Origin of the sequence: Undibacterium sp. RuTC16W (genome assembly GCF_049339445.1) — a bacterium.
In the GTDB taxonomy this organism is placed as follows: Bacteria; Pseudomonadota; Gammaproteobacteria; order Burkholderiales; family Burkholderiaceae_D; genus Undibacterium.
In genome coordinates, this window is record NZ_JBMPPE010000007.1 from 1 (window position 1) to 26,885 (window position 26,885).

Genomic DNA, 26,885 nt, shown 5'->3' on the forward strand with positions numbered 1-26,885 from the left:
AAACACGCTTACGCGCCCCTAACTCCCACTTCTAACATCCGTATCAACCGCTTCTCTTTCTCTTCCTTACCTTCCCGCCTCTCGACGGGAGCCGAACTATAGCAAATTCCTTCCGCCATTGGCAAGCTTATTCGACCAATATTTTATAAAAAATATGCAATCGACTAATTCTCTACTGGTTTTTGAAATTCGCCGGACGTTTTTCCATGAAGGCTTTCATACCCTCTTTCTGATCTTCCGTACCAAAGCTGCTATGGAACAGACGGCGTTCATACTGTACGCCTTCGGATAATGTCGTCTCATAAGCACGGTTCACTGAATCTTTAACCATCATGACGATGGGCAGGGACATGGACGCAATCACCGTTGCAGCGCCAATGGCTTCTTCCAGTAATTTATCCAACGGAACAATACGGGACACCAATCCCGCACGCTCAGCTTCGGCAGCATCCATCATGCGTGCCGTCAGACACATGTCCATCGCCTTAGATTTTGAAATCGCTCTTGGCAATCTTTGTGTACCACCTGCGCCAGGCAAGGTTCCCAATTTAATTTCTGGCTGACCGAATTTTGCATTTTCTGCCGCAATAATAAAGTCACACATCATCGCAAGCTCACATCCGCCACCCAGAGCATAGCCGGCAACTGCCGCAATCACTGGTTTGCGGATCTGACGAATTTGCTCCCAGTTACGGGTAATATAATCATTCTTATAGGCATCCATATAAGAGTAATTTGCCATCGCACCGATATCCGCACCTGCAGCAAATGCCTTCTCACTGCCAGTAATCACGATACAACCAATCGCCTCATTCAAATCGAACGACTTCAGTGCGGCACCTAATTCATCCATGAGCTGATCGTTTAAAGCATTTAAGGCCTTAGGCCGGTTCAATGTAATAACACCGACCTTATCCTTCGTCTCAACAATAATGTTTTGGTATTCCATGCAAGTCTCCTTATTTATACGAGCTAAATATTAGCTACATATAGGTTATTTAAATTTAACGATTACATCTGAGTCCATACTGGATGCGTCAGTCCGCAACCAGACAGCCAGGTTCAATTCATAGATTTCGGCAGCAGCACCCACAACATGCCGCGCTGCTTCATACGACCAGCCTGCTCACCGGCCTCGTTACCAAACCCCCAAAAATAATCCGCACGCACAGCGCCTCGGATCGCACCACCGGTATCCTGTGCCAATACGAGCTTTTGCAAAACACGCGTACTGTTCGGCTGTGTGGTCGACAAAAAGACCGGAACACCCAGAGGCAAAAATTGTGGATCAATTGCGATTGAACGCTGCCCCGTCAAGGGAACACCCAAAGCCCCTTTTGGCCCTATCGCCGGATCAAGAATTTTTTCCTCTTTAAAAAACACCACGCTAGGATTGACGTTCAATAATTCATCCTGGCGGCTTGGATTCTTAAGCAACCATTCCTTAATGCCTTGAGCAGATGCCTGCTCCAGTTTGAGCTCGCCTTTATCAACCAGATAACGTCCGATCGACTTATAGGGATGCCCATTCTGGTCCGCATACGCGAGCCGGATAACTTCATTTGTGTCGCTCAATGCAACGCGCCCGGAACCCTGTATCTGCAAAAAGAAAGCATCAATCGCATCATCGACCCAAACCAATTCCTTCCCCGCAACCGCAGGCAAAATCTCAGCGCGCGATGCATACGGCACGACTTTATTCCCGACAACCCGCCCACGCAGCCGTAAATTTTTCAACTCCGGATACAAACCAGACAAATCAATCGTCAACAAATCAGGAGGTGTACGATATAAGGGCGTCTGAAATGCGCCGCCACGTTTTCGCGAGCCATTTAACAAAGGCTCATAATATCCAGTGATCATACCCTCGCCAGTCCCATCGGGATTACTCACTTGATATGGCACAAAGAAAGATTCAAAAAATAGCCGCACAGCCGCATTGTCTTTTGGCTCGACCTCTTTGGCGATAGCGCATAGTTCTTTCCAGTCAGGCTTAGCACGCAATGCGGAACAAGATGCCAAAAATGCAGGCCAAGCCTCGGTCAAATTATCCTGCTGCCATCCAGGCAAAGCGCTAAAACTTACTGGCTTCAATATATCTGCATTTTTTGTCGCGCCAGGTGTTGGCACGATCGAGACCGGAGTCGGTATGACTGGCGTTACAGGCGGAACCGTCACAGACGTTTTATCAATCGGGGCTGACGTACATGCAGCCAACAATACGGCAACAGCAGTCAGGGGTAGAATTGCGGAAAATTTCAACATAAGGAAATCAACATGTGGTTATTAGCAATAGAAGCTGGTGTAGCAATGTTCTTGCTCGTGTTTATTGTCTGGTGGACGATGTTCCAAGGACGCGGCTCTGAGAAACCGCCAGCAAAAAAAGAGCAAAAATCCGATCCAGAATAAATCTGACTGCCGTCTGACAGTCAGCGTACTGAAATTGACCTGGTTAATCGCATCAAGCCAGCGATGATGGCGACTAGTGCAAAGTACGCGGCAAGGACAGAACGAACTCTGGAATTGGTGCGTCAAAACGATGGCCATCCTCTGCAACACAAAAGTAGCTCCCTTTCATACTGCCTTGCGGTGTCTTCAGCTCACTGCCGCTACTATATTCAAAACTCTGCCCAGGTTGCAAAAACGGTTGGTGTCCGACGACACCAAGCCCTTTCACCTCCTCCACATGATCTTTCGCATCAGTAATGATCCAGTGACGCGCAATCACCTGCGCCGGTACTGTGCCGGTATTTTTGATCGTCACCGTATAGGCAAATACAAAACTCGAATGATCAGGATTCGACTGCGCTTCTAAATATTTCGTTATTACGGAAATCTGCATCTCATAAGCTGCCATAGGTTCTTTCAACGGTTCTGTTCCTTATCATCATTACGCATATTGTAGTCTGGCGACGCATCAGCCACATCGCCCCCCGATCATCATTCATCGTCATCTTACCGCGGGCAGAAGAGTAAAATAGCGCATCTCGACTCCACTTGCATTGACTATGACTACTTATCGTATCGCCCCTAGCATCCTCTCAGCCGATTTTGCCCGACTGGGGGAAGAAGTTCGCAACGTTGTCGCCGCTGGCGCTGACATGATTCACTTCGATGTCATGGACAATCATTATGTTCCCAACCTGACCATCGGCCCGCTCGTCTGCGAAGCCATACGTCCGCATGTTCAGGTACCGATTGATGTGCATCTGATGGTCAAACCAGTGGATCGCATTATTCCCGATTTTGCCAAAGCCGGTGCAAACCTGATTAGCTTCCACCCGGAAGGCTCCGAGCATATTGATCGCAGTTTACAACTGATCCGCGATCATGGCTGCAAAGCGGGTCTGGTGTTTAACCCGGCAACACCACTACATGTGCTGGAACACGTCATGGATAAACTCGATCTGATTTTGCTGATGTCAGTCAACCCCGGCTTCGGCGGTCAATCGTTTATTCCTCACACCTTGAAAAAAATCGCCGCCGTCAGAAAATTGATCGATGAATCAGGCCGTGACATCCTGCTGCAAGTCGATGGCGGCGTCAAAGTTGACAACATCGCCGATATTGCCCGCGCCGGCGCAGACACGTTTGTTGCAGGTTCGGCCATCTTCGGCAAACCCGACTACACGGCAGTGATCAACGCAATGCGCGCTGAATTAGCAAATATAGGATAAATACAGGACAAGTACGCAGTGTTTATGCGCCTTACCGAGCACTATTGCCCGTAAAGGCTCATGGATACTGCGAATTCAATCTTAAAAATTTTTAAAACTGGCTAACTCTCCTTCTGACACAAGATCTCATTAGACGCCCTCATATTGAATACCGCCAGTTGATTTATCCCTTTTATTTACCCCTTTTATTACTTCTGCAGCCATATCGTTTGACTAGATAACCCATTCCCCTTAAGCACATACAACGCTATGTTCAATAATATCCATGCCGTCATCATTGATCTCGATGGCACTATGCTCGATACTGCACCCGATTTTCTGATCGCGATTAATCGTATGCGCGCCGAGCTGAGATTGCCGCCGCTGGACATCACAACAATCACGAACTTTGTTGGTAAGGGTTCTGAAAATCTGATTCATCGCGTGCTGGCAGTGGATTTTGATGAGGTGGCTATTGACCTGCATTTTGAGGCAGCACTGGCGGCTTATCAGCGCCATTATCTTGCGATTAACGGTGATTACAGTACGCTTTATCCCAAAGTGCTCGATGGCTTGGATGCGATGCGTGATCGCGGTTTGCGACTTGCCTGCGTGACGAACAAGCCGATGAATTTCACACTACCTTTGCTGGCGAAAAAAGGCTTGGATGACTATTTTGAGATTGTTTATGGCGGCGACTCCTTCCCGCGCAAAAAACCGGATCCGATGGCGCTATTACAAGTCTGTAGCGATTTTGCATTGAATCCCGCGCAGGTGTTAGCCATCGGCGACTCATCGAACGACGCACAAGCGGCTCGTGCAGCAGGCTGCCCCGTGTTGCACGTACCCTACGGCTACAATCACGGCGAGGCTATACAAAATGTTGATACTGATGGTATAGTCGGCAACCTGTGGGAAGCAGCACAACTACTTTCTGCATGAAATTCACACTGAATTCAACTAACGTTCTCACTCTAACGAATGTTTCCCGATATAAAACGTCTCGCAATCACACCAGGCACCTTTGAGGCCTGGCTATGGCGACGCTGGCAATCTACCTGATGCCGCGCAGGCGTTTGCTCGCCCTTATCCCTTGAGCAAATGTCTGAACACGTTTTTTTCATCTAGTCTTATCCGCCTTCATCCTCAAATTGCATAGAGGCGGCTGAAAGCACATCATGACCGAACTCGAATTTAAATCGCTGGCCGCGCAAGGCTACAACCGTATCCCTATGATCGCGGAAGCTTTCGCCGATCTGGAAACGCCTTTAACTCTTTATCTGAAACTGGCGCAAACCCAGAACACAGGCAAAAATACCTTCCTGCTGGAATCGGTCATGGGCGGCGAGCGCTTTGGTCGTTACTCCTTTATCGGCCTGCCAGCCAACACCCTGATGCGCAGCTACGGCAACCGCAGCGAAGTCGTCAAAGACGGCAAAGTGATTGAAACCGTCGAAGGAAATCCACTCGAATTCATCGCCGAATTCCAGTCACGCTTCAAGGTTGCACTGCGCCCCGGATTACCGCGTTTCTGTGGCGGACTGGCTGGCTATTTTGGCTACGATGCGGTGCGCTATGTCGAAAAACGACTGGAACACAGTGCCCCCAAAGATGATCTCGGCTTACCCGATATTCAATTGCTGGTCACTGAAGAACTCGCCGTCATCGACAATCTGTCTGGCAAGTTGTACTTAATTGTCTATGCCGATCCGACCCAGCCTGAAGCCTGGTCGAAAGCCCGACAGCGGCTGAAAGATTTGCGCGCCATGCTACGTCGCAGCGTGGATGCACCGGTCACATCCGCATCCGTCCGTACCGAATCCATTCGTGATTTTGCCAAATCTGATTACCTGAAAGCGGTCGAAAAAGCCAAAGAATATGTAATGGCAGGCGACCTGATGCAAGTACAAATCGGTCAACGCATACGCAAGCCTTATGTCGATTCGCCGCTGTCACTGTACCGCGCATTACGCTCGCTGAATCCATCGCCATATATGTACTTCTATAATTTTGGCGATATGCAGATCATCGGCGCATCACCAGAAATCTTAGTCCGTAACGAACAACTCAGCGACGGCGATAAAAAAGTCACGATACGCCCGTTAGCAGGTACACGACCACGCGGCAGCACACCAGAACTTGATGCACAACTCGCCAAAGAATTGCTGGCAGATCCGAAAGAAATCGCCGAACACGTCATGCTGATTGATCTGGCGCGCAACGACGTGGGCCGGATCGCCAAAACCGGCAGCGTCAAAGTGACCGACCAGATGGTGATCGAAAAATATTCCCACGTACAGCACATCGTCTCCAACGTTGAAGGCATTCTGCAAGATGGCTTATCGAATCTTGATGTCCTGAAAGCGACCTTCCCTGCCGGCACTTTATCCGGTGCGCCCAAGGTCAGAGCCATGGAACTAATCGACCAGCTGGAGCCGACCAAGCGCGGCATCTACGGTGGTGCTTGTGGTTATTTATCCTTCGGTGGCGAAATGGATTTAGCTATTGCTATACGTACTGGTGTTTTAAAGGATGGCATGCTGCATGTGCAGGCGGCGGCCGGGATCGTCGCCGACTCCGTGCCAGAAATGGAATGGCAAGAAACCGAAAACAAAGCACGTGCTGTTTTACGCGCGGCAGAACAAGTGCAAGATGGTTTAGACGGAGAGATTTAAAAAAAATGCCAGACCAAACATCTCACCACAGAGACACCGAGACACAGAGAAAAGCGAAGTATGACCTGTTGAGTGAGCAAGTCATAGGTGCAGCAATAGAAGTGCACAAGCATCTGGGTCCTGGTCTGTTGGAGAGTGCGTATGAAAACTGCCTGTGCCACGAATTGTATTTGCGCAAGCTCAGTTTCAAACGTCAGGTTTGTCTGGACATAGAATACAAAGGTGTCACAGTTGAGTCGGCTTATCGGCTCGACCTGATAGTAGAAGATAGTCTGATTCTGGAACTGAAAGCGATAGAGTCACTACTCCCTGTTCATACAGCACAGCTACTTACCTACTTGCGCCTGACTGGCTATAAAACTGGATTACTTATTAATTTCATGGTGCCCGTATTGAAAAGCGGGATCAAAAGGGTTTCTCTGTGAAACTCTGTGTCTCCGTGACTCTGTGTTGAGAGGTCTTACTTATGTTACTAATGATAGACAACTACGATTCTTTCACTTACAACCTGGTGCAATATTTTGCTGAGTTGGGTGAAGAGGTCCGTACCTATCGGAATGATGAAATTACGCTGGATGAGATCGCTGCGATGAAGCCTGATCGCATCTGTATTTCTCCCGGTCCTTGCACACCGCATGAGGCAGGTATCTCGGTGCCTTTGATCGAACGCTTTTCCGGGCAACTACCGATTCTCGGTGTGTGCCTTGGGCATCAAAGTATCGGCGCTGCCTTCGGTGGCAAGATCATCCGCGCCAAAGAGGTGATGCATGGTAAAACCTCGCCGATTGCGCACACAGGTGTCGGCGTCTTCAGCGACTTACCTAGTCCCTACATCATCACCCGCTACCACTCACTGGCGATTGAACGCTCAAGCTTGCCCGCTTGTCTGGAAGTCACCGCATGGACCGAAGACGGCGAAATCATGGGTGTGCGCCATAAAGAATTTGATTTGCAGGGAGTGCAATTCCATCCAGAATCAATTCTGTCTGAACATGGTCACGCGTTGTTGAAAAACTTTTTGATCGGAAAATAAGATGACCATCTCCCAACAAGAAGCATTGACGCGATTGATCGAACATCGTGAAATTTTTCACGACGAAATGCTGTATCTGTTCCGCAAAATCATGGGCGGCGAAATGTCTCCCGTGATGATCACCGCATTGACTATGGGTCTGCGTGTGAAGAAAGAAAGCATAGGAGAAATCACCGCAGCGGCGCAAGTCATGCGCGAATTTTCTACCAAAGTCCCGCTGGCAAATACGACGAATATGATCGACATCGTCGGTACCGGTGGTGACGGTGCGCATACGTTTAACATTTCTACTGCATCGATGTTTGTGACTGCGGCGGCAGGTGCGCGAGTCGCCAAACACGGTGGTCGCAGTGTGTCATCATCCTCCGGCAGCGCGGACGTGTTGGAATCGCTGGGCGTAAACATTAATTTGCAGCCAGAACAAATTGCGCAATCCATCGCACAAACAGGTATTGGCTTTATGTTCGCACCGAATCATCACGCTGCGATGAAACATGCTGCACCAGTACGTAAAGAACTTGGCGTGCGGACGATTTTTAATATCCTCGGACCGCTGACCAATCCAGCTGGCGCACCCAATATTTTGATGGGGGTATTCCATCCGGATCTGGTCGGCATTCAAGTCCGCGTATTACAACGCTTGGGTGCACAACATGCGCTGGTGGTATGGGGGCGTGACAATATGGATGAAGTCTCACTCGGCGCACCTACTATGGTTGGTGAACTGGTGAATGGCGAAATCCGCGAATACGATATTCATCCAGAAGATTTTGGCCTGAACATGGTCTCCAACCGTCAGCTCAGAGTATCAGGTGCAGAAGAATCCAAAGCCAAGATTATGGAAGTCATGCACAACGTGCCAGGTGCTGCGACTGATATCGTGAGCCTAAATGCCGGTGCCGCACTATATGGCGCGGGTATCGCAGACTCCATCGCCGATGGCGTCAAAAAAGCCCAGGCAGCCATCGCCTCCGGCGCCGCCCTCGCCAAGTTACAGCAATTAGTGCAGGTCACACAGCAACTAGGTAAAGGGGCGTAACCGTGTCAGATATTCTGAATAAAATTCTGGCAGTCAAAGTCGATGAAGTCGCTGCTGCTAAAAAAGTTCAGTCGTATGCCAGCCTGCGTAGCGAAGTCGAAAGCGACACTGAAGCACGTGCAGCGATACGCGGATTTGAAGCCAGTTTGCGGAATAAGATCGGCGCAGGACAAGCCGGCGTGATTGCTGAAATCAAAAAAGCCTCGCCGTCCAAAGGCATACTACGCGCCGACTTTAAGCCTGCTGATATTGCGATAAGTTATGCAGCCCACGGTGCAGCTTGCTTGTCTGTGTTGACCGACGAACAGTTTTTCCAGGGTGCACCCGATTATTTAAAACAAGCTCGCGCGGCTTGCAGTATTCCCGCTCTGCGTAAAGACTTTCTGATCGATCCTTATCAGGTGTACCAAGCACGTAGCTGGGGTGCTGATTGCATCTTGCTGATTGTCTCGGCCCTCGATCACGGTCTGATGGCAGAACTCGAAGCCTGCGCGCATGAGCTGGGTATGGATGTGCTGGTCGAAGTCCATGATGGCGACGAGCTCGACGCTGCCTTAAAACTAAAAACCAATTTGCTAGGCATCAACAACCGCAATTTGCGTACCTTTGATGTGACGCTGGATACGACGATTGGTTTATTGCCACGCATCTCGCCAGACAAATTAGTCATCACTGAATCAGGCATCATGGGCAGCGCCGACGTCAAACGCATGCGTGATGCAAACGTGCATGGCTTTCTGGTAGGCGAAGCATTTATGCGGGCAGAAAATCCGGGACTGGAATTGCAGAAATTGTTTTTTTAATGCTGGATTAATGTTGATTACGCAGTATTCATGCGGCTGATGGCGTGTTTTTGGCCTGCGAGGCGCATGAATACTGCGTGAGTATATTTAAATTTGACCTCATAGATACAGAGGCACTACCCGAACTTGGGCAGCGCTATAGCGCTACCACTTGCATCCTTTGCCCTTGATCGTATCGACCAGAACCGGTGCAATGATCAGCAAACCCTTCACCGTGACACTGCCGAATTTCATTCCCTCCGAACGCGCCATCATGCAGTCCTCACGGTGAGCTTTGTCCAGTTCGGTTTGTAGTTTCATTTCTGGCGTCACGGTTATTTGCGTCAGTTGCTGCTCCATTAAATGACGCTGACGCGTCTTTTCGCTTTGCTGAAAGTGTTGACGGATGCGTTCCAGATCTAAGGCTGAACTAGGGGCCAAACCAAGCGCTTGAGCAGGAACTTCTTGATCATGATATTCCTGATGCCGGGGTTGCTGCTGCGGTTGATGCCCTTGCTGCGGCGGTTGATCAACTCTGGGGCGATCAGAGACAAAATTCGGCGCGATTGCCCCACGTGTTTTGCGCTGACCATTAGGAGAAGTCACCGTCGCCGTTACTGACGCGGACAATGGCGATGCAGCATCTGGCACGAGCTGCAATAACTGAATGTAACGTACACTTTTCGCCTCTGAATACACTGCTGACTCACGCATCAGAAGCAGCAAACCCATGTGCAAGAGCAAAATCGGGAGCAGGGTCAACAAACGCGGGCGATTGAAAGCAATTGGTTTATGCATCAGGACTTTCGGGACGATAAATCTCTGATACAGATTGCTTTAAAAAGTTTCCAATTAATCACATGAACATGCTGTTCACATAGTGAAGATCCCTCTATAGAAACAATAAAAGAGGGAGTATCCATAAAAAAATGGCTAATCCGCTTGTCTGATATGCGGATTAGCCATTTATATTGCCATACTACTGCCCAGTATTATTTCTTCACAGGCTTTTGATAGCTAGGCCGGTGAGTCAACAAACGAGCCTTGCTGTTCTCTTGTAAAGCCAGCGATAACGCAGGGATATCGTCTGCTTGCAGCTTCGCCTGAACCACCATCAACTCATCACGGCGGAAGGCATGCAATTGCACAGTTTCACCTACCGCATAACGGCTCAGAGCGTTTGACAATCCATCGGCGGCATCAGCAGCGGTCACGCGCAAATCATTGACAGCAATCAGGACATCGCCAGCGGATAAACCGGCGCGATGCGCGGCACGCGTTTCGTGGACATTCGCGAGTTTGCAATCATTGCCGTCTTTCACTACGCGCACGCCAAGTGAGGCTTTGGCAAGCTTGGTTCCTTTGCTCGCATCATTGAGTAGGACGCCAAAGTCTTCATACAAGCCCGCCAATGGCAGGTCATCAGTACCACGCACATAGCGGTCAAGAAAACGTTTCGCCTTGACGCCTGTCGCTTGTTCAATGATCGTTTCGATTTCTGTTTCACTAAGACCTTGCTGTTTGCCGGACAAGGTCTTTTCATAAAAATCACGGCCGTATTTTTGCCATAAAGCGCGCATTACATCGTCTAAGGACTTCTTGCCTGCGGTCTCTGCGCGTATTGTCAGATCCAGGCCCAGGCCGACTAAAGAACCTTTGGTGTAATAGCTGACAATCGCATTCGGCGAGTTCTCGTCCTGACGATAGTATTTGGTCCAGGCATCAAAACTGGATTCGGCAACGCTTTGCTTTTTTCGTCCTGATCCGCGTGTCACCATGTTAACGGTTTTTGATAGCAGTTTGAAATAACTGGCTTCATCAATCATGCCGGAACGTACCAGCATCAGATCGTCGTAATAACTGGTGAAGCCCTCAAACAACCAGAGCAGGCTAGTGTAATTCTCTTGCCGCAAATCGTAATGTGCAAATGCCGCCGGCTTGATACGTTTGACGTTCCAGGTATGGAAATACTCATGACTGCATAAACCAAGGAAGCTGCGATAACCATCACTCATCTCAACTTGATTCTTCGACGGCAGATCAGCGCGATTGCAAATCAAGGCGGTTGAGGCACGATGTTCCAGTCCGCCATAGCCATCACCGACAGCCATTGTCATGAAGACGTAGCGATCCATCGGTGCGCGTCTGGTCTTTGGTTCAAAGAAGCTGATTTGCGCTTCACAGATTTTTTTCAGATCAGCGACGATGCGCGGCAAATCCAGATTCGGCACGATGCCCGTCACGACAAAGTCATGCGGCACGCCGTGAGCGTCAAAACTCGCTATGGCGAAATTGCCCATCTCGACCGGATGATCAATCAGCTCATCATAGTTGGCGGCGATATATGTTCCAAAGCCATAGCGCTTGGCTTTTAACTCTGGTAATGCTGTCGCGACACGCCAGTTCTTACATGCGACGTCATCTGCACGCTGAATGTCCACGATATGTGGCGCCATCTCCTGCCCGGCAACTTGCAAAAATACGCTGGTGCCATTAAAAAAGCCGTGTTGCTGATCGAGATGCGCAGCACGTACCGACAAGTCCCAGGCATAAACCTCGTACTCAATCGTCAATGCGCCTTCACAGGGCGCGGCTTGCCACGTGTGCTTATCACGCTTTTTCAGCGGAACTTTTTTACCTGCACTGTGCGCATGAATCTGTACGATATTGCGAGCAAACTCGCGGATCATATAGCTGCCGGGAATCCAGGCAGGTAGCGTAAGGATTTGTCCCGCAGGATCGGGGCGGGCGATGTTCAGACGCACCTGATACAAGTGTCCGGCCAGATCTTTAGGGGCAATATGATAGTGAATCGCGGAGTCAGTGGCGGCTTTGTTGGCCTTGGCTTGGCTCTTCGTAGTTAATTTGACAGAGGTCTTCTTGTCAGCGGCATTGGTCATGCTCTTTATTCTTTCTTGAAACGGTAATGATAATTAACGCACATTCGCGGCAACAAAAGTCAAGGCCAGCGCCGTCACCACCACGACGGTCAGGCGCAGCCGCAAGATAATAAACCAGTCTGGCAACTCGTAGCTGAGATACAGACGTTTATCGACTTGATAAGCGACGACAAAACCAATAATCTGCACCAAAAAACCGACACCCATGTTCACCATTGAACACCAGGCAATCATGGTCGGGATTACCCCCCATATCAGTGCCTTACGGGTGTCGGCTGTATTGCGATTCCGGGACATCAAGGCGACGCCCCAATGCAGTCCACCCAAAAACGACAAGATGATAATGCCGTAAGAAAGTTGCGCCTTGATAAAGTAACCCAACCAATCAGGATGTACGATCCAGCACGCCAAACTGAGCAGGATGAAAGGAATCAAACCGGAAAAGCCCAGTTTATTCACTAGTTGTTTATTTGGAATATCCATTAATGATGTCGTTGCCTGCTTCAATTGTTGGTTTTATGAGCGCATTCTATGTGCACCGGGCGAATCATCAAATTAATAAAACGCCATCTTGATATTTTTTATGCTGTGGCATAAAAGCCGATATTTTATGTGGATTTACTGACATTAGATATATTTAGACTAGGAAGAAAGCTTGCAAATGTCGTCGAGAGACGCCCGAAACAACGCTTTGTTCGTTAAAAATCGTGTACCGGTCACTTTTTATGCGAGTTGGCAGTTAAGATAAGAAAAAATCAGGCATCACTGATGCCGGTTTTGTTTTTATTATTTACTCTCCGGCGACGCCCTCCCACACTGCGCAAATGACAGCTTTCAGCACGCCACTCCGTACGCATCGCCCAGTCAGATTGTCTGTTGTGGTGCGACGCTTTCTGAGAATTGTCGCCTTGTTTGTCACCTTGTTTGCCAGCTTATTTATCGCTGCACCGGTCCTATCGGCGCAAGACTCATCCCGCCCTGTCAACATTGCTATTACAACGGATAGTGTTGCCTTGTTCGGCCTTGATGATCCGCTAATCGCGGTAACACTGATCAGTCTGATCACCTTATTTGGCATGTTGTTATTTCTGATACATAGCCGTAAAAATGACCAGAAAGCATTGGAGCGCAGCGAAAATAATTATCGGGAGTTATTCAATTTCAGCAGTGAAGCAATTGTGATCCGCGATCTGGAAAACGGCGATCTGATTGATATCAATATGCGCTTTACTGAGCTGTATGGGTTCACTAAGACAGAAGCAAGCACGCTGAATATAGAGAATTTCAGCGCGAATTATCCGCCCTACACTGAAACCGAAGGACAGGTCTGGCTCAACAAGGCCATCAACGAAGGTCCGCAGCTTTTTGAATGGCATGCACGGCATGCCGACGGTTGCCTGTTTTGGGTAGAAGTTTCGTTACACATCGAAGAGCTCAACGGCAAACGCCGCTCTATCGCGTCGGCCAGAGATATTACCGACCGCAAACTGGCAGTGGCCCGTGTCAGCGCGATAGAACATCAGATGCAACAGACTTATCAAAGCCTGCCAGTGGCATTGTTCACGATCAATGCGGGCCATGTCGTCACGCAGTGGAATGCCCTGCTGGAACAAATGACCCATACCAAAGCCAGCGACATCATAGGAACGACCCAGGCATGGCGCGGCTTTTATCACGATGCACGCCCATGCCTCGCCAATCTGATCCTGAGTGGCAGGAATATTGAGGCAATACAGACTCATTATCAAAGCAATGTTTTCTTAAGCAAAAACGTGGTCGGTGCGATCGAGACTGAGGGCTATTTCAGCCGTATCGGTGAACATGGCAAGTGGCTGCATTTCACGGCCGTGCCGCTAGTCGATGAGGTCGGCAATACAGTCGGCGCGTTAGAAACACTGATCGACATTACTGAACGAAAATTTGCAGAAATCGCCTTGCAAAATAGTGAGGCAACTTATCGTACGCTGATCGATCACGCGCCTGAGGCGATCCTGGTACTCGATGTCGTTCAGAATAAATTTGTTGAAGCGAACCGGCATGCCGCAAAGTTGTTTGGTTACTCGCAACTGGAATTACTCAATCTCAATGCGCGGCAACTTAGTTCGGTGTTGCAAGAAGATGGGCAAGACGCCGCAGACGTCATCAAAGGACACGTAGCATCCGCCTTATCGGGGCAGGACGTCCGTTTTGAATGGATGTGCAAAAATGCAGACGGCGCATCGATTCCGTGCGAAATCCAGCTCATCAAACTTCCAGGCAAACAAGAGGCTCAGCTAGTACGTTGCAGCATCCACGACATCACTGAACGTAACGCGGCGAAGCTTGCCATTTTGCGGGAAAGAAATTTTCTTGAGACTTTGCTAGAGGCGATGCCTATTCCGATTTTTTACAAAGATCGTGAGGGACGTTATCTCGGGTTTAATGACGCCTTTCTCAGCATGATGCATCTGCGCAGAGACGATATTATTCATAAAAAACTGGAAGACTGGGTAGACCAGGAGAGGCTTGCGTTTTATAAAGAAAAAGATCTGCAGCTATACGAAACGCAGGAAAAACAAATTTTTCAGCGTCGCATCAATGAGGACTCCAACGATCCACGCTACGTGATTTTTCATCGCGCTATCTTCAAAAATCAGCTGGGTCAAGTCGATGGCATGATCTGCGCAATTCTAGACATTACCGAATTAGAAAATACGAAAATCGCGCTGGAAAATTTGAACCAAGTGCTGGAGCATCGTGTATTAGAACGTACAGAAGAATTGCAACAGGCGATGGAACATCTGGTGCAGTCCGAGAAACTCGCTGCACTGGGCAATCTCGTCGCCGGTATCGCGCATGAACTGAATACGCCAATCGGCAATATCGTGACTGTTGCATCCACTTTAAAAGATGAGAGTACCGCGTTCCTGGCTCAGCTCAATAGCGGCCAACTAAGGCGCAGTGAGGCGATTCATTCTGCCGAACTCATGAAACAAGCGGGTACGATGATTGAGCACAATGCAATACGCAGTGCGAAACTGATTTCTGATTTTAAGCAAGTCGCGGTTGATCAGTCGAGCGCACGGCGTCGCCTGTTTGATCTGGAGGCGACCATCAATGAGGTCATGACCACGTTGATGCCCATGCTCAAGCACACCAGTCATCATGTCGACATCCAGATTTTAGAAAAAATTCAGCTCGATAGCTATCCGGGGCCGATAGAGCAGATCATCACGAATTTGATTTCGAATTCTTTACTGCATGGATTTGATCGACTGGAAGAGGGCAAGATCACGATCTCAGCTCACACATCCGACAATGAGATTCTGCTGGATTATCGGGACAACGGTCAGGGTATGGGTGCCGATACCCTCGCCCATTTATTCGACCCGTTCTTTACAACCAAACTCGGTCAAGGCGGCAGCGGCTTAGGTTTATATATCGTGTACAACCTGGTCACAGGTGTACTGGGTGGCCGCATCACGGTGAACAGCAGTCCAGGTGCGGGCGCGCATTTCGCAATCGTCTTGCCGCAAAGCGCACCTTAAATTTAATTTAATTTGATTTAAAGCTAAAGCAGCAAATCTTCTGGCCGGTCAATGTCTTGCAAAATTCCCGGATCATCGACATCGATCTCAACAACAGGATAGCGCCGTAATAAATCTCTGGCGCCCTGATCACCGGATAACAAAAGTAGCTCAGCCAAATGGGTGCGCGAAAAAGCCACGGGATTACCGCGCTTCCCCTGATAACGCAACACGGCAATATCAGCACCGGACTCTAAAGCAGACAGCAACTGACGAATCGTTGACGGCTGCACATAAGGCATATCCGCTAAAGCAATAACCCACCCTTGATAGTCGAGACTCTGCTGCAAGCCATACACCAGCGATGCCGCCATCCCCTGCTCTGCATGCGGACAAGTAGCAATGTCGCACCCTGTATCTCGCAGTGACTTTGCAAGAACAGTCGTAGCCGATTCTCGGGGGATTGCAGAAATTGGAGAGAGGGAACAAGCGGAGGATGCTGGAATGACTGCCAGACTATCCGGCAGCGCCGCCAATAAATGCCGGGCGCTGCTGACTGCCACGGTCTGCTGATCACTAACGGGCTGCAACAGCTTATTGCGCTGCCCACTCTGATCAAACCGCCGGCCTTGTCCCGCAGCGAGTAAGATACCCCGCCACTTTTTAAGGGACTGAGGACTCTCACTCATGCGGTAATCTGAAAGAAACTAAGGTGGTGGAAATAATGAAAGTGATACGGACGGCTAGTCACTCTTATTTCAGGCTAGAGAATTTTTCTTCCAGACCTTTGACATCGATAGCCCCGGGAATACGTGAGCCATCGGCAAAGAAAATCGTCGGGGTACCGTTAATACGTAACTTCTTACCGAGTTCAAAAATCTTCTCGTTCGGCGTATTGCAGTTCGCCGCTGCAGTCAGTGCGACCTTGCCGTTCAACATCCATTCATCCCATGCCTTATTACGGTCGGCAGTGCACCAGATATTTTTGGATTTGACGCTGGAGTCTTCCGACAAGATGTTGTACATGAAAGTGTAAACCGTGACGTTCTCAACGTCCTGCAAATTCTTACGGAAACGCTTGCAGTAGCCACAATTCGGATCTTCAAAAATCGCGATCACGCGTTTGCCATTGCCTTTAACTGTTTTAAGCGCCGATTCAAAAGGCAGATCGGCAAACTTAACCCGGCTGAGCTCATCGACACGCACCTTGGTGTAGTTCGTCGCATTGCGGGCATCAATCACATTACCGATAAACAAGTACTGAGCTTTTTCATCAGTATAAATAACATCGCTACCGACTCGCACTTCGAACAAGCCTGAGTAAGGGGTCTTGGTCACTGAATCGACTTTGGTGCCGTCATTCAGGCGAGGCTCCACCAGCTTTTTTACAGCGGCTTCCTGAGCAGTTTCTGCCATGACACAAGTTGCCGATAACATCAGCAAAGCAGCGATAAGTGATTTGATTTTCATTCGTGTTCGTGTCCGTCAATTAAATACAAAAAAACAAAATAAGAGTCTATTTACCCATTGCATGAGAAATCAGCTTTCTCTTTATGACAGGCAAACTATCCAGCAAGTTCAATCCCAGATTACGCACCAGACGCAGCGGCGCCAGATCAGTACCAAATAATCGTGCCAGGCCGTCTGTCGTCAACTGCATCAATGCCACCTCTTCCGTGCGTGCGCGCTGATAACGGCGCAAGACACGTGCATCACCACAATCGCGATACTCTTCACGTGCAGAGAGTACCGACAATAAAGCCTGTACATCGCCAAACCCCAGATTCATCCCATGTCCGGCCATCGGGTGTACGACATGCCCGGCATCACCAATCAAGGCCACCCGCGATGCAATCATCGAATGTGGTCGCGTCAAACGCAGAGGAAACGCTTTAACCACTTCCGGAACCAAAGGTGTTAAACGCCCCAGCACCTCACCGCAATACACAAATAAACGATCCGCCAGCGCCGTTAAAGGCTCACGCAGCAATTGCTCAGCCAAAGGGTCGGGCGCAGACCAAACCAGAGACACGCGCTGCCCCGGCAAAGGCAAGAGCGCAATAATACCCAAGTCCTCAACAAACCATTGATGTGCAATCCCGCGATGCGGTTTTTCACAAGCGAAATTCGTCACAACCCCCTGCTGTCCGTAAGAACGATAATCCAGTCCGATATCTGCCTGCCCGCGCACCCAGGACTGCGCACCGTCAGCACCAACTAATAAAGCGGCAGTCAACTGATCACCATTGTCGAGTTGGATACTAACCTCAGCATCATTCACAGACATACGTGATGCGTGTCCGGCGACCTGCGTGATGTTCTGCGCAAACTTCAATGCATTATCCAAAGCCTGATTCAGATTTTTATCCTCAACAATCCAGGCAAGCTCTTGCACATGCGCGCCATACGCATCAAAGCCCAACTTACCATCCGACGCTGCGTTACCGCCAAACACCTGCATCGCCTCGACACTGGCAATCCGCTCATGATCCAGCGCACCCCAGACTTTTAAATCACTCAGCAAATCATGCGCCACGTGATTGAGCGCAAACACCCGCACATCCCAGTCGTCACGAACAGATGCAGCAGACGCCGCAAATGCCGGCAAATGAGAAGGCACAAGCGAAGGTGCGAGCAAAGTCACACGCAAACCTTGCTGAGACAAACCCAAGGCAGCCGCCTTACCAACTGCACCATCACCAATAATACAAATATCGCTATGCACAGATTGAGTCGCCATCGCGCTATAAACCTTACAAACAGAGAAATAATCATCCCATTATACGGCAGTCAAAAAAGCAGCGAATTGACTCACAACAGGATGACGGCACAAGTTAATTCATAAAAAGCTTGCATATTAGCGACCACATCTCTATAATTCTTGGTCTTGGCCTGGTAGCTCAGTCGGTAGAGCAGAGGATTGAAAATCCTTGTGTCGGTGGTTCGATTCCGCCCCGGGCCACCAAGATTATAAGTTGTTGATCTGATTGAGGTTTCTGGCCTTTAAAATATCAGGTGTTCCAAACAGGTGTTCCACCTCACATTGAGGTGATACCGATGAAATTAGCTTCACACCTACGCCGTTCTCGACACGGCGTTTTTTATTTCCGAATCGTTTTTCCACAAATTCTCGCTACCATTCTCGGTCAGCCAGAACTCAATCGTTCCCTACTTACCCGTTGTCCTAAAACCGCAAGGCTTACGGGCTACCAACTTTCTGGCACAATGCTCCCATTGATTACCAGATTGGCGCGACTTATGACGATTGATCCACATAGCCTTGATCCAGCAAGCATTAAAAAATTGATTGTGGAAGGGCTCACTATTGGGAAAGATGGCAGCATTTCTGCCGCACGTATTCAGACGAGCGATAATCCCCAAATCGCTCAAGAAGAACTGAAAAATTTCGCTCTCTTCTTGCATGCCAGTCGTGGTGAACAACCAGCTCCGCCACCAACTGAAGCACTAAAAATAGAAGCTCAGAAATTAAAAGCCGAAATTACTCAATTTGCTCCAGCACTCCCAACTAAGCCCAGCACGTTGAAAGATGCCTTTGATTCCTACTTACTCTCCAAAAAAGGCATTGCTGCTGCCACGAAAAAATCCTATACCGAAAGTCTGGAATTATTTGGCATTCTGATGGGTGGCAATCATCGCATGGTGCATGAACTCACTCGGCGAGAATGTATGGACTTCAATGAGGCACTTTCGCATATTCCACTGCATGCAAAAAAACGAAATATTAAAATCGGCACGGCATCTGAAATTTTACTCAATCCACCAACCGTGCTTGATGCGAATGGCGACGATACTGCTCCTGACACTATTTCAGCCAGAACATGCAATGACCATTTAACCAATGTATCTGGATTTTTTTCATGGGCGATTAAAGCGGGACGTTGTTTTGAACCAAATCCATTTGAAGATTCAGTCCGCCACTCTGATGGCGAAATTGATGGTGGTGCAGAAGCGTTCCAGCAAGAAGAATTGATTAAGATTTTTGATAGTACGAACTTCATGAAGGCAAAACGACCACATCAGTTTTGGGGTCCTTTATTGCTTTTATTTACGGGTGCTCGTGCCAACGAAATCGCTTGTCTTGATCTGGATGACATCATTATTGAAAATGGCATTCGAAGTATTTCAATTAAGCATCGCCCCAGAAAGAAGCCTAACTCAATTGAGCACAAGATAGAAACCAAGCGACTAAAAAATGCGCAGTCAAAAAGAACCATACCGTTACATCCAATATTATGGGAAATTGGTCTCGATGATTATCTCGCAGACTTGCGATCATTGGGTGCTACGCGGCTTTTCCCGAATCTGCCAATGGATTCCAGAAAAAAACGGGAACGCAATTTATCTAGGGACGTGAATAATTATCTCCAAAAAATCGGCGTACATATTCCACGAACTAAGGTTCTGCATAGTTTCCGTGACACGGTAGCTGACGCATTAGGTACAAGTGATCTTGATGCTGTTCGTGCTGACCAGTGGACAGGTCATGCACCAGTCGGCATTAAAGCGAAACACTATCGTAGCAAAGCGACTGCCGATGTTCAGGCTAGGGATGCGTTCACCGCCTTGGATTTCCCATTCATTCCCTTTGATCAATTGAAATATAAAAAGGGTTGGTGGAATGTATGGCTGTCAAAAAATATGGTTCCTTGAAACCATATAACCCACATCCTAAAAAACATCAGCTCCAATTAAATGGAAAGCTACCGGCAAAGCTGTACGGGTAGCTTAAATTAACATTATCATGACTCCACTTGAATTTTTACTTAAACTCAAGAAATTACCCCCCGATACTCAGTTAGCGATCGCGCATCTTGGGGCAACTTTTGAAATGCTGTCATCGGTATTAGTTAAAAATTCGTCTTCAATAGCCGCCGTCGAATTAACAACACGATTAACATCTGAATCAGGACTGGCAGATTGGCTGGGCGAACCACTTTCAACTATTGAAAAATGGCGAATTCACGGCTCATCAACTCCACCTAGAAAATACCATTTGGGTTCTGTTTACGAATGGATTATCACCCACATTGTGCCGATGTTTTCCACACAAATTAGAGCAGATGAGAATTCCGACATACAATTTAGTGAAATTGCTGAAGTGTGGAAAATGCGAATTCCAGTAATGGTAGTGAATGACAAATTAGTTGGTTTTTTCAGATCAATTGCTGACGAAGCTACTCCGTCAGATTATAAATTTGTCGGCATGCCAGATTTTTCATTCCTGGCAAATAACAGAACAAATAAAAGTGATGAAAAACTCAATGACTCACTTATCGCTTTTAGTAAATTTCGGATTGCTATTATTGATTCAAAAGCTAAAGCGAGAGAAATTTACGACCAATGGAACGGTCAAAAATTTCCAGAAATTTCGTTGAGTTTTTTTCAGTCTGCACTGTTTCACGACGTTGATTTAGCAAATTACATTGTTGAAAATGCTGTTGATAAAATCAATCTCAAGGAATTTAATATCACTTTTTGGCTATGGCAAACCCTAATAGAAAATGACTTTTGTTCGCTCAATGAAAATGCATTGATTGATACCTTAGAACTGTCCCACGATTATGGCGTGGACTTGAACAGTTCATCATTTATTCAAGATGATCATGGACATGAGTTATTTCACGGCAACATATCTCATCTATTAGCAGATACTACTGGCGATTTTTTCAAATTTCGAGCAATTGAAAACTGTACTGTCAGCTATGAAAAAATACTAAATTCCACTTTAAATCTTGGTCTGGATTTAGACTCAAAAAATAGCCACCATTTAACTGCCCGACAAATTGCAAATCTAATTGATGAAATGCACGGTTCGAGTTGTAGCCTATTAAAAAATTTCATTTGGAAATACGAACTGCAAAAGAAACTGAAATTCAATCTAAACCCAAGGAAAATCAAAGGCTCAACAAAAGCAATTTAATTTGCTCAGATCGATTAATTTATGCTTGGACAAGGCAGTCTGGTTGGACAGAGGAAGGTGCGGGAATATTCCCCGGTCCCTCCCGGTCTTTCCCGGTCTTTTCACCTATACACCCGAAGCATTCGTGCATGTCCAAGTTGTGTCGTTAAATTCAAATTCGAATAAATCGCCATTTAGTTCACAATCTAGTGCGAACTTCTCATAATCAATATATGCATGTACTGATTCTGGAACATCGTTTAGATAGAATTCATCAAACAGATTTTCTGCTACGTCTTTCAAACTGCCTTCGGACAAATTCACGTCTTCCAGCTTATCCAAAGCATTTTCCAAGTTATAGCTTGAAACACTGCACAAGTAATACAAAGCTATTTTTTCATGCTCGGCTAAATCGGCAATAGTTTCAAACCATAGGTTTAAATTGGCTTGATTGATACCACACCCTGAAAACAACTCCCAGTCGCCCCATATCTATGAATTGAATTTCAAACTCTTCCACGGGGTTGCCAAAGGCGTCTAACAGGCTTTCTGATTTCTCAGTGTATGCCTCCAAAGTATCAAAGTAAAAACCGACTGCACTTATATTGTACGGTTGTGCGAAAAATATGCTCATGGTGTTATCCGCTTTCGTATCATTTTTAGGCTAGTTGAGTCTGAAGTTGATTGAAGACATTCATATTCTTTAATCTTTTGCGTCCATTGCTGCAACTTCGTCTTGTCATCCTCTGCCATCGAGACTCCTGTTGAAATTCAGGTAGTCTCTCGCTTTTGTTTGATCATTTCAATGCCGGATAGTTGGACGCCTACGTTACATTGGCAAAACGCTACGATGCTCGAAACCCACCGGTCTTGCGATAGGATATGCTGGAATATAAATTGGTCAAACAATGCCATCCGTAACTCAAGTCTGGTACGACACGGAACTGGGACATCAAGTGGGAATTTTGACTGATCAGGCTTGGCTAATTACTTCTACTAATTAGTATGACTTGACGCCATATCTTTGCCGATTGACTACCGCTGCCAGCGATCTGTCTATATGTTATTTTAGTTTATACCGAAAGATACTTTTAAGGGATGCAGCAATTGAAGTACTAACTTTTTTTTCTATTATGTCATGATCCGAATCGATTGAAACATTAGATAAATTATCTTCCTCTAACAGCAATTTTGGAAATTGTGCCGCTTTTAAAAAAAATCTCCTAACTGTATTGAATCTATTATTAAATTTCTCTGCCTCCGTATTAAAACCTTGGGGGTATTCAAATTCGTCGTTGTAGTCGGTTCCTATACTAGCATCAACATTTTTCAATTTGAGGTCTTGATCAGTTAAGCTGTTGGTTTGAGTTCTTCTAAAATAATCTTCATTAAAATGTTGTCCGATATTTATATTTTGTTCTTTCAAAGATTTAAGTGTAATAAAATCGTCGACTGCTGAGGTCCTAGTTTCGCCTTTTCCACCAATTTGTGCCCGTGTGTAGTCCCCTTTCGCCCAACCATACGTTTGATTAGGGGCTAATTCAGTTAGCTGCTGAATTAGCCTTAACTGTTTGCTTTGTTCGAGCGGTTCTGTTTCTTCAAGCATATTGTACAAGCAGATATATTTTTGCATGTATTCTCTTCTTTGTTTTTCTTGATTAGTACCGTCACTTCTCCCCCAGTGTTCAAAGCCTTCAATCAATAGAGCATTTGCCCTTCCTGGTGATGGCACTATTCTAGTTTCCATTATTTTTCTATAATCAAAATTCGCCTCTTTTATTTCTTTGTAGTCTCTTATAATTTGGAGTGACGTTTCAGTATAAGCGTGAGAAGCTCCGTGAGGACCTTGCAAGGGTTTTTTACTCACTTTTTCCTGGAAGTATCCAAAAGCGGTTTCGTCACGTTCGCTATGATGTAAATCATCTTCATTTTCATGCTTTCTTTTTCTATTATTGTTATCGTCTTCAAAAAAGGACATAGGTTGCCTGTAACGAGCATATATTTCTGGCAGAGGATCGTCCTTATTATTTACGTAGTTCGAGAACATTATTATTACTTTGCAATAGTTAGAATAATTTACATTTTTTAAATATCGTTCGTTGATTTGTGTGGATCAATGTCAATCAACCCTCTACGTATTTCTTTTGATCGATATTGCCCTGATTTGATAAACACATGTCCCTTCAGGTGAGTCTCCTGAAGAAGTTGCGGGTAAAATAGAAATTTCAATTGAATTTAACCCTAACTGCAAAAAGTCATGATAGTTGATTGATGCAAAATCTAGATCGCGTAATGACAATTTAAGAAGATTATCACCACCACCTTGTCCTTCGAGAGCATCAACGTAACGTTCAATACTGTTAGTGGTATCTTGATTAATGACAATTTTCAACATTACGCCTGTTTGCTGACCGACCCAATGTTTTATGTATAGGGTGTATTCCTGTACCAGATCAGTTACTTTAAAATATAAACTGACTTTATATTGGCTATAGGTGTTTTTCCAACTAGCTGATAGGCATGACTGAGATACTGAGAATCCAGACTCGACTGAAGAATCTACATATTCCGAAGAGTTCTCTATAATTAGATCATTCGTAGGGGCGATAGTTTTGAACTTTTGTGGAAGCGTGGCCGCGGAGCCTTGAGTGGTAATCTGGGCTGAAGGAATAAACTTTGAAGGGGTAAAACCAACAACAGCGATATTCGTGTTGACACCGATTGGATCTAATCCCATGATATTGAGATCAAAGGTAAAATCGGGAATGGATTTTCCATCCTTGTCACAGGTTAATTCCCATTCAGTTTCATCCATGTAAACAGCCGGCACATAAGAAGAAACTTCACCATCATCTGTACTCGGAATAAATAAATGTGAAGCAGTAAAATAATAAATGTGATTTCCAATTGTTATTTTCGATGAAGTTGAATTATCTATATACACACGCCAAGAGGACTTCGTAATAAAAGTTAAACCATACATCGATAATTCACTTGGTGGATAAAGGACGTTTCCTTGGTACAGATTTTCCTGCATTGTCGGAGAAATTAATAATTGAATTTGATTTTGATCATTAGTTATGAACGATGGTGCTGGATTTTTTACCCCATTTGAGTACTTGCACTCAATTGCGTTCCACGGATATTCTTGTCCAAATACCCAAGTTGGACTAGCCGTTACTGGGTTTACGGAGGCGTAACTACCCCAATCCTTAATACTCATTGATTCCGACATCCCAGAACTGTTTCCAACACTTGAGCTCTGTCCATCGGAGTTTGAGCTCGATTTTTCTTTAGATGCAGCAAAAGTATTTTCCGCCGATACTGTCAGACCGTACATATTGCCGACTGATACGGAAACCCCATAAGTACTGGATTGTGAATAAGATGACCCTGTTGTAGATGTTGTTGTGGATGAGTTATTACTGTCTTTTGTTGCGCCATTTGATTGTGACGTTTGGACTGCGGTGTTAACAGTTTTAGGCGAAAAATCGAGCAACTCTATTTTTAACCCGTCTCGTGGTTCGACAAGAACCACTGATTCGATTAAAGCTGGATAGTTATTAAAGGATTCCTTTAGCTCTGGGGACTCAGTGCCTATGTCGTTAGGTCCGATTGCGCCCGCGAATGTATTAGTAATTGAGATTCGCTGTGTACAGTGAACATAAAATTGTTGATTAGGCTCTTGTTGAACGGAGTGATCGTCGAAAGCTTGCACATCATTGTATAGAGCTACCCTATAGTCTAACGTTAGCCGACCAATTAGGTGATTTGCAATATACAAGGTGTAATACTTGGTATAGCTATAAGGATCATTTTGATTAAACATAATCAGATTACTCCAGTTGTTTCACCACCAAAAATTAGGTAAAAGACAGCATAAGATGGCTGTATTAGCGGTAGGGTTCCGCTCATGCCTGAACCAACTGGAAGAAAACTTGCTCCGTATGTAATCAAAGGTTGCAAACATGAAGGTGAAACTTCACCACCTACTTGGGGAAGATTTGGATAAGTACCGTCGAAAGGCGCTTCCGAGGAAATGGTTCCCGCGCCTATTAGCGTGAACCCTGCTAAATTTGGAGTATTTGAGCTTTTAAGTATCTTAAAAAGATCGGGATATACTTGTGTGTCATATGGTTCCCCATTACATAGGAGCCACCCTGCCGAAATCCCGTCCTCTAAACTTACCATTGGAATAATGGTTCCTACTGGCATTAAAAATGTCGAGCTCACGGAAGTTCCTTTCTAAGTTTTAGTAAGTCTGCATATTCAACTTCTTTGAAAAATAAGAATTTTTGAAATCTGCTATTTTCAGGCTACTCAGGTTCGCCCGCATAAATTAAATAATATATTACGTATGAAGGCTGGACTAGACTTGAATTCGTCATCGGAGTTGAAATGACTCCTGCAGTAAAAATCTGTCCATAAGTTGTTTGAGGTGGGTGACTAGATGAATCAAGTACGCAACCTGCTGGTGGCAATGTTGGTTGTGTTGGGGAATCAGTTTGCATCACTCCCGCGCCGATTAAAGTGAAACCAGATAGGTTTGGAGTAAAAATAGTTCCTATCAAATTAGCCAGTTTCTTATATTTCTCCCCGTCGAATTCGCTGCCATTACAAACTAGCCAGCCATAGGGCGCTATATTTAAAATGTTCGCCACCGAAATGATCATGCCTACAGGTGGTTCGAGGCTGGAGCTCATAGCAATCCCTTTAGTAAATAAAGCAAACGATATAACGCAACACGCTGTCAGATTAATCAAACAAGTGTTTAACTATAAATTGCCCTAATATAAACTATGGTTTTATTTTTAAGTGCTTATATTTTCTTTTCTACAACAATACTTCAATATAAATTCTAAATTTCAGAATTATTTTATATGTGTTATTGACGCTTTTTAGTTAGGACATTGCAGAAGAAAGCGGGAAATCTTTCGTGTATGGATGTTGTACAGGTATTTTTTTACTGAATACTTATCTTCGATGGCTTTGGCCGCAAGATAAGTATTTCCAATATTACAGATATATTTTCTAATTGACCCATGTCTTTGTTACGCGGCATTAAATGACCACTCTCCTCTGGCCTTTAATCCCCTTTTTCGAAATTGATCAAGTAACCAATTACAGTTGGCTTTTCGAAGACACTGCACATCCGACAATGTCGTCTCAAAGGTTACACCCGAAGTTGATTGAAAATTTGTTCTGTTTTTGTAAACTTCAGAACTCGTTTAACCCTTTAAGCGTGCTTAAGCCTTCGTGTTAATTTTGACATTTGTGATGTCTCAGATCGGGTCGCGACTACTACAATTAACATTTACAAGCGAATAGATATGTCACGCCGACACTTATTACAGAATATCTCGGTTTGATCACC

Annotated in this window: 26 protein-coding genes and 1 tRNA gene; 12 read left to right on the forward strand and 15 right to left on the reverse strand. The window is 46.2% G+C overall.

Annotation, left to right across the window (positions count from 1 at the left end):
• Positions 1-172: 172 nt before the first annotated feature.
• Together ACO0K4_RS13930 and ACO0K4_RS13935 are read right to left on the reverse strand one after the other, a co-directional pair.
• Positions 173-949 carry an enoyl-CoA hydratase gene (locus ACO0K4_RS13930; protein WP_422957241.1) on the reverse strand — a complete coding sequence of 259 codons (777 nt, stop codon included), beginning with the start codon at positions 947-949 and terminating at the stop codon, positions 173-175.
• A 113-nt stretch (positions 950-1,062) separates the two neighbouring features.
• A complete protein-coding gene (locus tag ACO0K4_RS13935) occupies positions 1,063-2,265 on the reverse strand; it encodes a murein transglycosylase A (RefSeq protein ID WP_422957242.1) in 1,203 nt (400 codons plus the stop codon).
• A gap of 12 nt (positions 2,266-2,277) precedes the next feature.
• Between ACO0K4_RS13935 and ACO0K4_RS13940 the strand changes: the two genes are divergently transcribed.
• The gene (locus tag ACO0K4_RS13940; protein ID WP_422957243.1) at positions 2,278-2,409 is read left to right on the forward strand and encodes a hypothetical protein; all 132 of its coding nucleotides are present in this window, start codon (positions 2,278-2,280) and stop codon (positions 2,407-2,409) included.
• A gap of 73 nt (positions 2,410-2,482) precedes the next feature.
• Here ACO0K4_RS13940 and apaG read toward each other — a convergent pair whose 3' ends face one another.
• Positions 2,483-2,857 (reverse strand): Co2+/Mg2+ efflux protein ApaG, encoded by a 375-nt coding sequence (apaG, locus tag ACO0K4_RS13945; RefSeq protein WP_422957484.1) that lies wholly within the window; start codon positions 2,855-2,857, stop codon positions 2,483-2,485.
• 151 nt (positions 2,858-3,008) lie between these two features.
• Here apaG and rpe point away from each other — a divergent pair, with 151 nt between their 5' ends.
• From rpe to trpC, 7 genes are all read left to right on the forward strand, one after another.
• The gene (rpe, locus tag ACO0K4_RS13950) at positions 3,009-3,677 is read left to right on the forward strand and encodes a ribulose-phosphate 3-epimerase (protein ID WP_422957244.1); all 669 of its coding nucleotides are present in this window, start codon (positions 3,009-3,011) and stop codon (positions 3,675-3,677) included.
• 249 nt (positions 3,678-3,926) lie between these two features.
• Positions 3,927-4,598: a phosphoglycolate phosphatase gene (locus ACO0K4_RS13955; protein ID WP_422957245.1), complete on the forward strand. Its 672-nt coding sequence runs from the start codon at positions 3,927-3,929 to the stop codon at positions 4,596-4,598.
• A 236-nt stretch (positions 4,599-4,834) separates the two neighbouring features.
• Complete coding sequence (gene trpE / locus ACO0K4_RS13960; protein ID WP_422957246.1) at positions 4,835-6,331, forward strand: anthranilate synthase component I; 1,497 nt, start codon at positions 4,835-4,837, stop codon at positions 6,329-6,331.
• A 5-nt stretch (positions 6,332-6,336) separates the two neighbouring features.
• A complete protein-coding gene (locus ACO0K4_RS13965) occupies positions 6,337-6,756 on the forward strand; it encodes a GxxExxY protein (protein WP_422957247.1) in 420 nt (139 codons plus the stop codon).
• Positions 6,757-6,797: 41 nt separating this feature from the next.
• Positions 6,798-7,364, forward strand: a complete 567-nt coding sequence (locus ACO0K4_RS13970; RefSeq protein WP_422957248.1) for an aminodeoxychorismate/anthranilate synthase component II — start codon at positions 6,798-6,800, stop codon at positions 7,362-7,364.
• 1 nt (position 7,365) lies between these two features.
• Positions 7,366-8,403 (forward strand): anthranilate phosphoribosyltransferase, encoded by a 1,038-nt coding sequence (gene trpD / locus ACO0K4_RS13975; protein WP_422957249.1) that lies wholly within the window; start codon positions 7,366-7,368, stop codon positions 8,401-8,403.
• Positions 8,404-8,405: 2 nt separating this feature from the next.
• Complete coding sequence (gene trpC / locus ACO0K4_RS13980) at positions 8,406-9,206, forward strand: indole-3-glycerol phosphate synthase TrpC (protein ID WP_422957250.1); 801 nt, start codon at positions 8,406-8,408, stop codon at positions 9,204-9,206.
• A 144-nt stretch (positions 9,207-9,350) separates the two neighbouring features.
• Here trpC and ACO0K4_RS13985 read toward each other — a convergent pair whose 3' ends face one another.
• From ACO0K4_RS13985 to ACO0K4_RS13995, 3 genes are all read right to left on the reverse strand, one after another.
• Positions 9,351-9,983 (reverse strand): hypothetical protein, encoded by a 633-nt coding sequence (locus ACO0K4_RS13985; protein ID WP_422957251.1) that lies wholly within the window; start codon positions 9,981-9,983, stop codon positions 9,351-9,353.
• 194 nt (positions 9,984-10,177) lie between these two features.
• The gene (locus ACO0K4_RS13990; protein ID WP_422957252.1) at positions 10,178-12,085 is read right to left on the reverse strand and encodes a M61 family metallopeptidase; all 1,908 of its coding nucleotides are present in this window, start codon (positions 12,083-12,085) and stop codon (positions 10,178-10,180) included.
• A 33-nt stretch (positions 12,086-12,118) separates the two neighbouring features.
• Positions 12,119-12,568, reverse strand: coding sequence for a DUF3429 domain-containing protein (locus tag ACO0K4_RS13995; RefSeq protein ID WP_422957253.1), 450 nt, complete (start codon positions 12,566-12,568; stop codon positions 12,119-12,121).
• 341 nt (positions 12,569-12,909) lie between these two features.
• Between ACO0K4_RS13995 and ACO0K4_RS14000 the strand changes: the two genes are divergently transcribed.
• Complete coding sequence (locus tag ACO0K4_RS14000) at positions 12,910-15,612, forward strand: PAS domain-containing sensor histidine kinase (RefSeq protein WP_422957254.1); 2,703 nt, start codon at positions 12,910-12,912, stop codon at positions 15,610-15,612.
• A gap of 23 nt (positions 15,613-15,635) precedes the next feature.
• Here ACO0K4_RS14000 and ACO0K4_RS14005 read toward each other — a convergent pair whose 3' ends face one another.
• From ACO0K4_RS14005 to ACO0K4_RS14015, 3 genes are all read right to left on the reverse strand, one after another.
• Positions 15,636-16,280 (reverse strand): nucleotidyltransferase family protein, encoded by a 645-nt coding sequence (locus tag ACO0K4_RS14005; RefSeq protein ID WP_422957255.1) that lies wholly within the window; start codon positions 16,278-16,280, stop codon positions 15,636-15,638.
• A 64-nt stretch (positions 16,281-16,344) separates the two neighbouring features.
• Positions 16,345-17,061, reverse strand: a complete 717-nt coding sequence (locus ACO0K4_RS14010) for a DsbC family protein (protein ID WP_422957256.1) — start codon at positions 17,059-17,061, stop codon at positions 16,345-16,347.
• Positions 17,062-17,107: 46 nt separating this feature from the next.
• Positions 17,108-18,331: an FAD-dependent monooxygenase gene (locus ACO0K4_RS14015; RefSeq protein WP_422957257.1), complete on the reverse strand. Its 1,224-nt coding sequence runs from the start codon at positions 18,329-18,331 to the stop codon at positions 17,108-17,110.
• A 149-nt stretch (positions 18,332-18,480) separates the two neighbouring features.
• Between ACO0K4_RS14015 and ACO0K4_RS14020 the strand changes: the two genes are divergently transcribed.
• The 3 genes from ACO0K4_RS14020 (at position 18,481) to ACO0K4_RS14030 (ending at position 21,532) form a co-directional block, all read left to right on the forward strand.
• A tRNA-Phe gene (locus tag ACO0K4_RS14020) sits at positions 18,481-18,556 on the forward strand.
• A 92-nt stretch (positions 18,557-18,648) separates the two neighbouring features.
• Positions 18,649-20,262: a DUF6538 domain-containing protein gene (locus tag ACO0K4_RS14025; protein WP_422957258.1), complete on the forward strand. Its 1,614-nt coding sequence runs from the start codon at positions 18,649-18,651 to the stop codon at positions 20,260-20,262.
• 91 nt (positions 20,263-20,353) lie between these two features.
• Complete coding sequence (locus ACO0K4_RS14030; RefSeq protein ID WP_422957259.1) at positions 20,354-21,532, forward strand: hypothetical protein; 1,179 nt, start codon at positions 20,354-20,356, stop codon at positions 21,530-21,532.
• A gap of 105 nt (positions 21,533-21,637) precedes the next feature.
• On the opposite strand, the gene ACO0K4_RS14035 is transcribed toward ACO0K4_RS14030, so the two are convergent.
• The 6 genes from ACO0K4_RS14035 to ACO0K4_RS14060 form a co-directional block, all read right to left on the reverse strand.
• A complete protein-coding gene (locus tag ACO0K4_RS14035) occupies positions 21,638-21,985 on the reverse strand; it encodes an antirestriction protein ArdA (RefSeq protein ID WP_422957260.1) in 348 nt (115 codons plus the stop codon).
• Positions 21,936-22,145 (reverse strand): hypothetical protein, encoded by a 210-nt coding sequence (locus ACO0K4_RS14040; RefSeq protein ID WP_422957496.1) that lies wholly within the window; start codon positions 22,143-22,145, stop codon positions 21,936-21,938. The genes ACO0K4_RS14035 and ACO0K4_RS14040 overlap by 50 nt, the downstream gene beginning before the upstream one ends.
• 429 nt (positions 22,146-22,574) lie before the next feature.
• Entirely contained in the window at positions 22,575-23,489 is a 915-nt protein-coding gene (locus ACO0K4_RS14045; RefSeq protein WP_422957261.1) for a hypothetical protein, read from the reverse strand.
• Positions 23,490-23,642: 153 nt separating this feature from the next.
• Positions 23,643-25,340 carry a hypothetical protein gene (locus ACO0K4_RS14050; protein WP_422957262.1) on the reverse strand — a complete coding sequence of 566 codons (1,698 nt, stop codon included), beginning with the start codon at positions 25,338-25,340 and terminating at the stop codon, positions 23,643-23,645.
• 2 nt (positions 25,341-25,342) lie between these two features.
• Entirely contained in the window at positions 25,343-25,744 is a 402-nt protein-coding gene (locus ACO0K4_RS14055; protein ID WP_422957263.1) for a tail fiber protein, read from the reverse strand.
• A gap of 83 nt (positions 25,745-25,827) precedes the next feature.
• Entirely contained in the window at positions 25,828-26,214 is a 387-nt protein-coding gene (locus ACO0K4_RS14060; protein ID WP_422957264.1) for a phage tail protein, read from the reverse strand.
• Between the last annotated feature and the right edge of the window lie 671 nt (positions 26,215-26,885).

Bases quoted from the DNA above. Each gene is read 5' to 3' on its own strand.
- ACO0K4_RS14000 (WP_422957254.1), top strand. From the start codon at position 12,910: ATGACAGCTTTCAGCACGCCACTCCGTACGCATCGCCCAGTCAGATTG.
- ACO0K4_RS13930 (WP_422957241.1), bottom strand. From the start codon at position 949: ATGGAATACCAAAACATTATTGTTGAGACGAAGGATAAGGTCGGTGTT.
- rpe (WP_422957244.1), top strand. From the start codon at position 3,009: ATGACTACTTATCGTATCGCCCCTAGCATCCTCTCAGCCGATTTTGCC.
- ACO0K4_RS13965 (WP_422957247.1), top strand. From the start codon at position 6,337: ATGCCAGACCAAACATCTCACCACAGAGACACCGAGACACAGAGAAAA.
- ACO0K4_RS14050 (WP_422957262.1), bottom strand. From the start codon at position 25,340: ATGTTTAATCAAAATGATCCTTATAGCTATACCAAGTATTACACCTTG.
- ACO0K4_RS13990 (WP_422957252.1), bottom strand. From the start codon at position 12,085: ATGACCAATGCCGCTGACAAGAAGACCTCTGTCAAATTAACTACGAAG.
- ACO0K4_RS14025 (WP_422957258.1), top strand. From the start codon at position 18,649: ATGAAATTAGCTTCACACCTACGCCGTTCTCGACACGGCGTTTTTTAT.
- ACO0K4_RS13985 (WP_422957251.1), bottom strand. From the start codon at position 9,983: ATGCATAAACCAATTGCTTTCAATCGCCCGCGTTTGTTGACCCTGCTC.
- ACO0K4_RS13935 (WP_422957242.1), bottom strand. From the start codon at position 2,265: ATGTTGAAATTTTCCGCAATTCTACCCCTGACTGCTGTTGCCGTATTG.
- ACO0K4_RS14030 (WP_422957259.1), top strand. From the start codon at position 20,354: ATGACTCCACTTGAATTTTTACTTAAACTCAAGAAATTACCCCCCGAT.
- ACO0K4_RS13970 (WP_422957248.1), top strand. From the start codon at position 6,798: ATGTTACTAATGATAGACAACTACGATTCTTTCACTTACAACCTGGTG.
- ACO0K4_RS14005 (WP_422957255.1), bottom strand. From the start codon at position 16,280: ATGAGTGAGAGTCCTCAGTCCCTTAAAAAGTGGCGGGGTATCTTACTC.
- ACO0K4_RS13940 (WP_422957243.1), top strand. From the start codon at position 2,278: ATGTGGTTATTAGCAATAGAAGCTGGTGTAGCAATGTTCTTGCTCGTG.
- apaG (WP_422957484.1), bottom strand. From the start codon at position 2,857: ATGGCAGCTTATGAGATGCAGATTTCCGTAATAACGAAATATTTAGAA.
- ACO0K4_RS14045 (WP_422957261.1), bottom strand. From the start codon at position 23,489: ATGTCCTTTTTTGAAGACGATAACAATAATAGAAAAAGAAAGCATGAA.
- ACO0K4_RS13955 (WP_422957245.1), top strand. From the start codon at position 3,927: ATGTTCAATAATATCCATGCCGTCATCATTGATCTCGATGGCACTATG.
- trpE (WP_422957246.1), top strand. From the start codon at position 4,835: ATGACCGAACTCGAATTTAAATCGCTGGCCGCGCAAGGCTACAACCGT.
- ACO0K4_RS14015 (WP_422957257.1), bottom strand. From the start codon at position 18,331: ATGGCGACTCAATCTGTGCATAGCGATATTTGTATTATTGGTGATGGT.
- trpD (WP_422957249.1), top strand. From the start codon at position 7,366: ATGACCATCTCCCAACAAGAAGCATTGACGCGATTGATCGAACATCGT.
- ACO0K4_RS14010 (WP_422957256.1), bottom strand. From the start codon at position 17,061: ATGAAAATCAAATCACTTATCGCTGCTTTGCTGATGTTATCGGCAACT.
- ACO0K4_RS14040 (WP_422957496.1), bottom strand. From the start codon at position 22,145: ATGAGCATATTTTTCGCACAACCGTACAATATAAGTGCAGTCGGTTTT.
- ACO0K4_RS13995 (WP_422957253.1), bottom strand. From the start codon at position 12,568: ATGGATATTCCAAATAAACAACTAGTGAATAAACTGGGCTTTTCCGGT.
- ACO0K4_RS14060 (WP_422957264.1), bottom strand. From the start codon at position 26,214: ATGAGCTCCAGCCTCGAACCACCTGTAGGCATGATCATTTCGGTGGCG.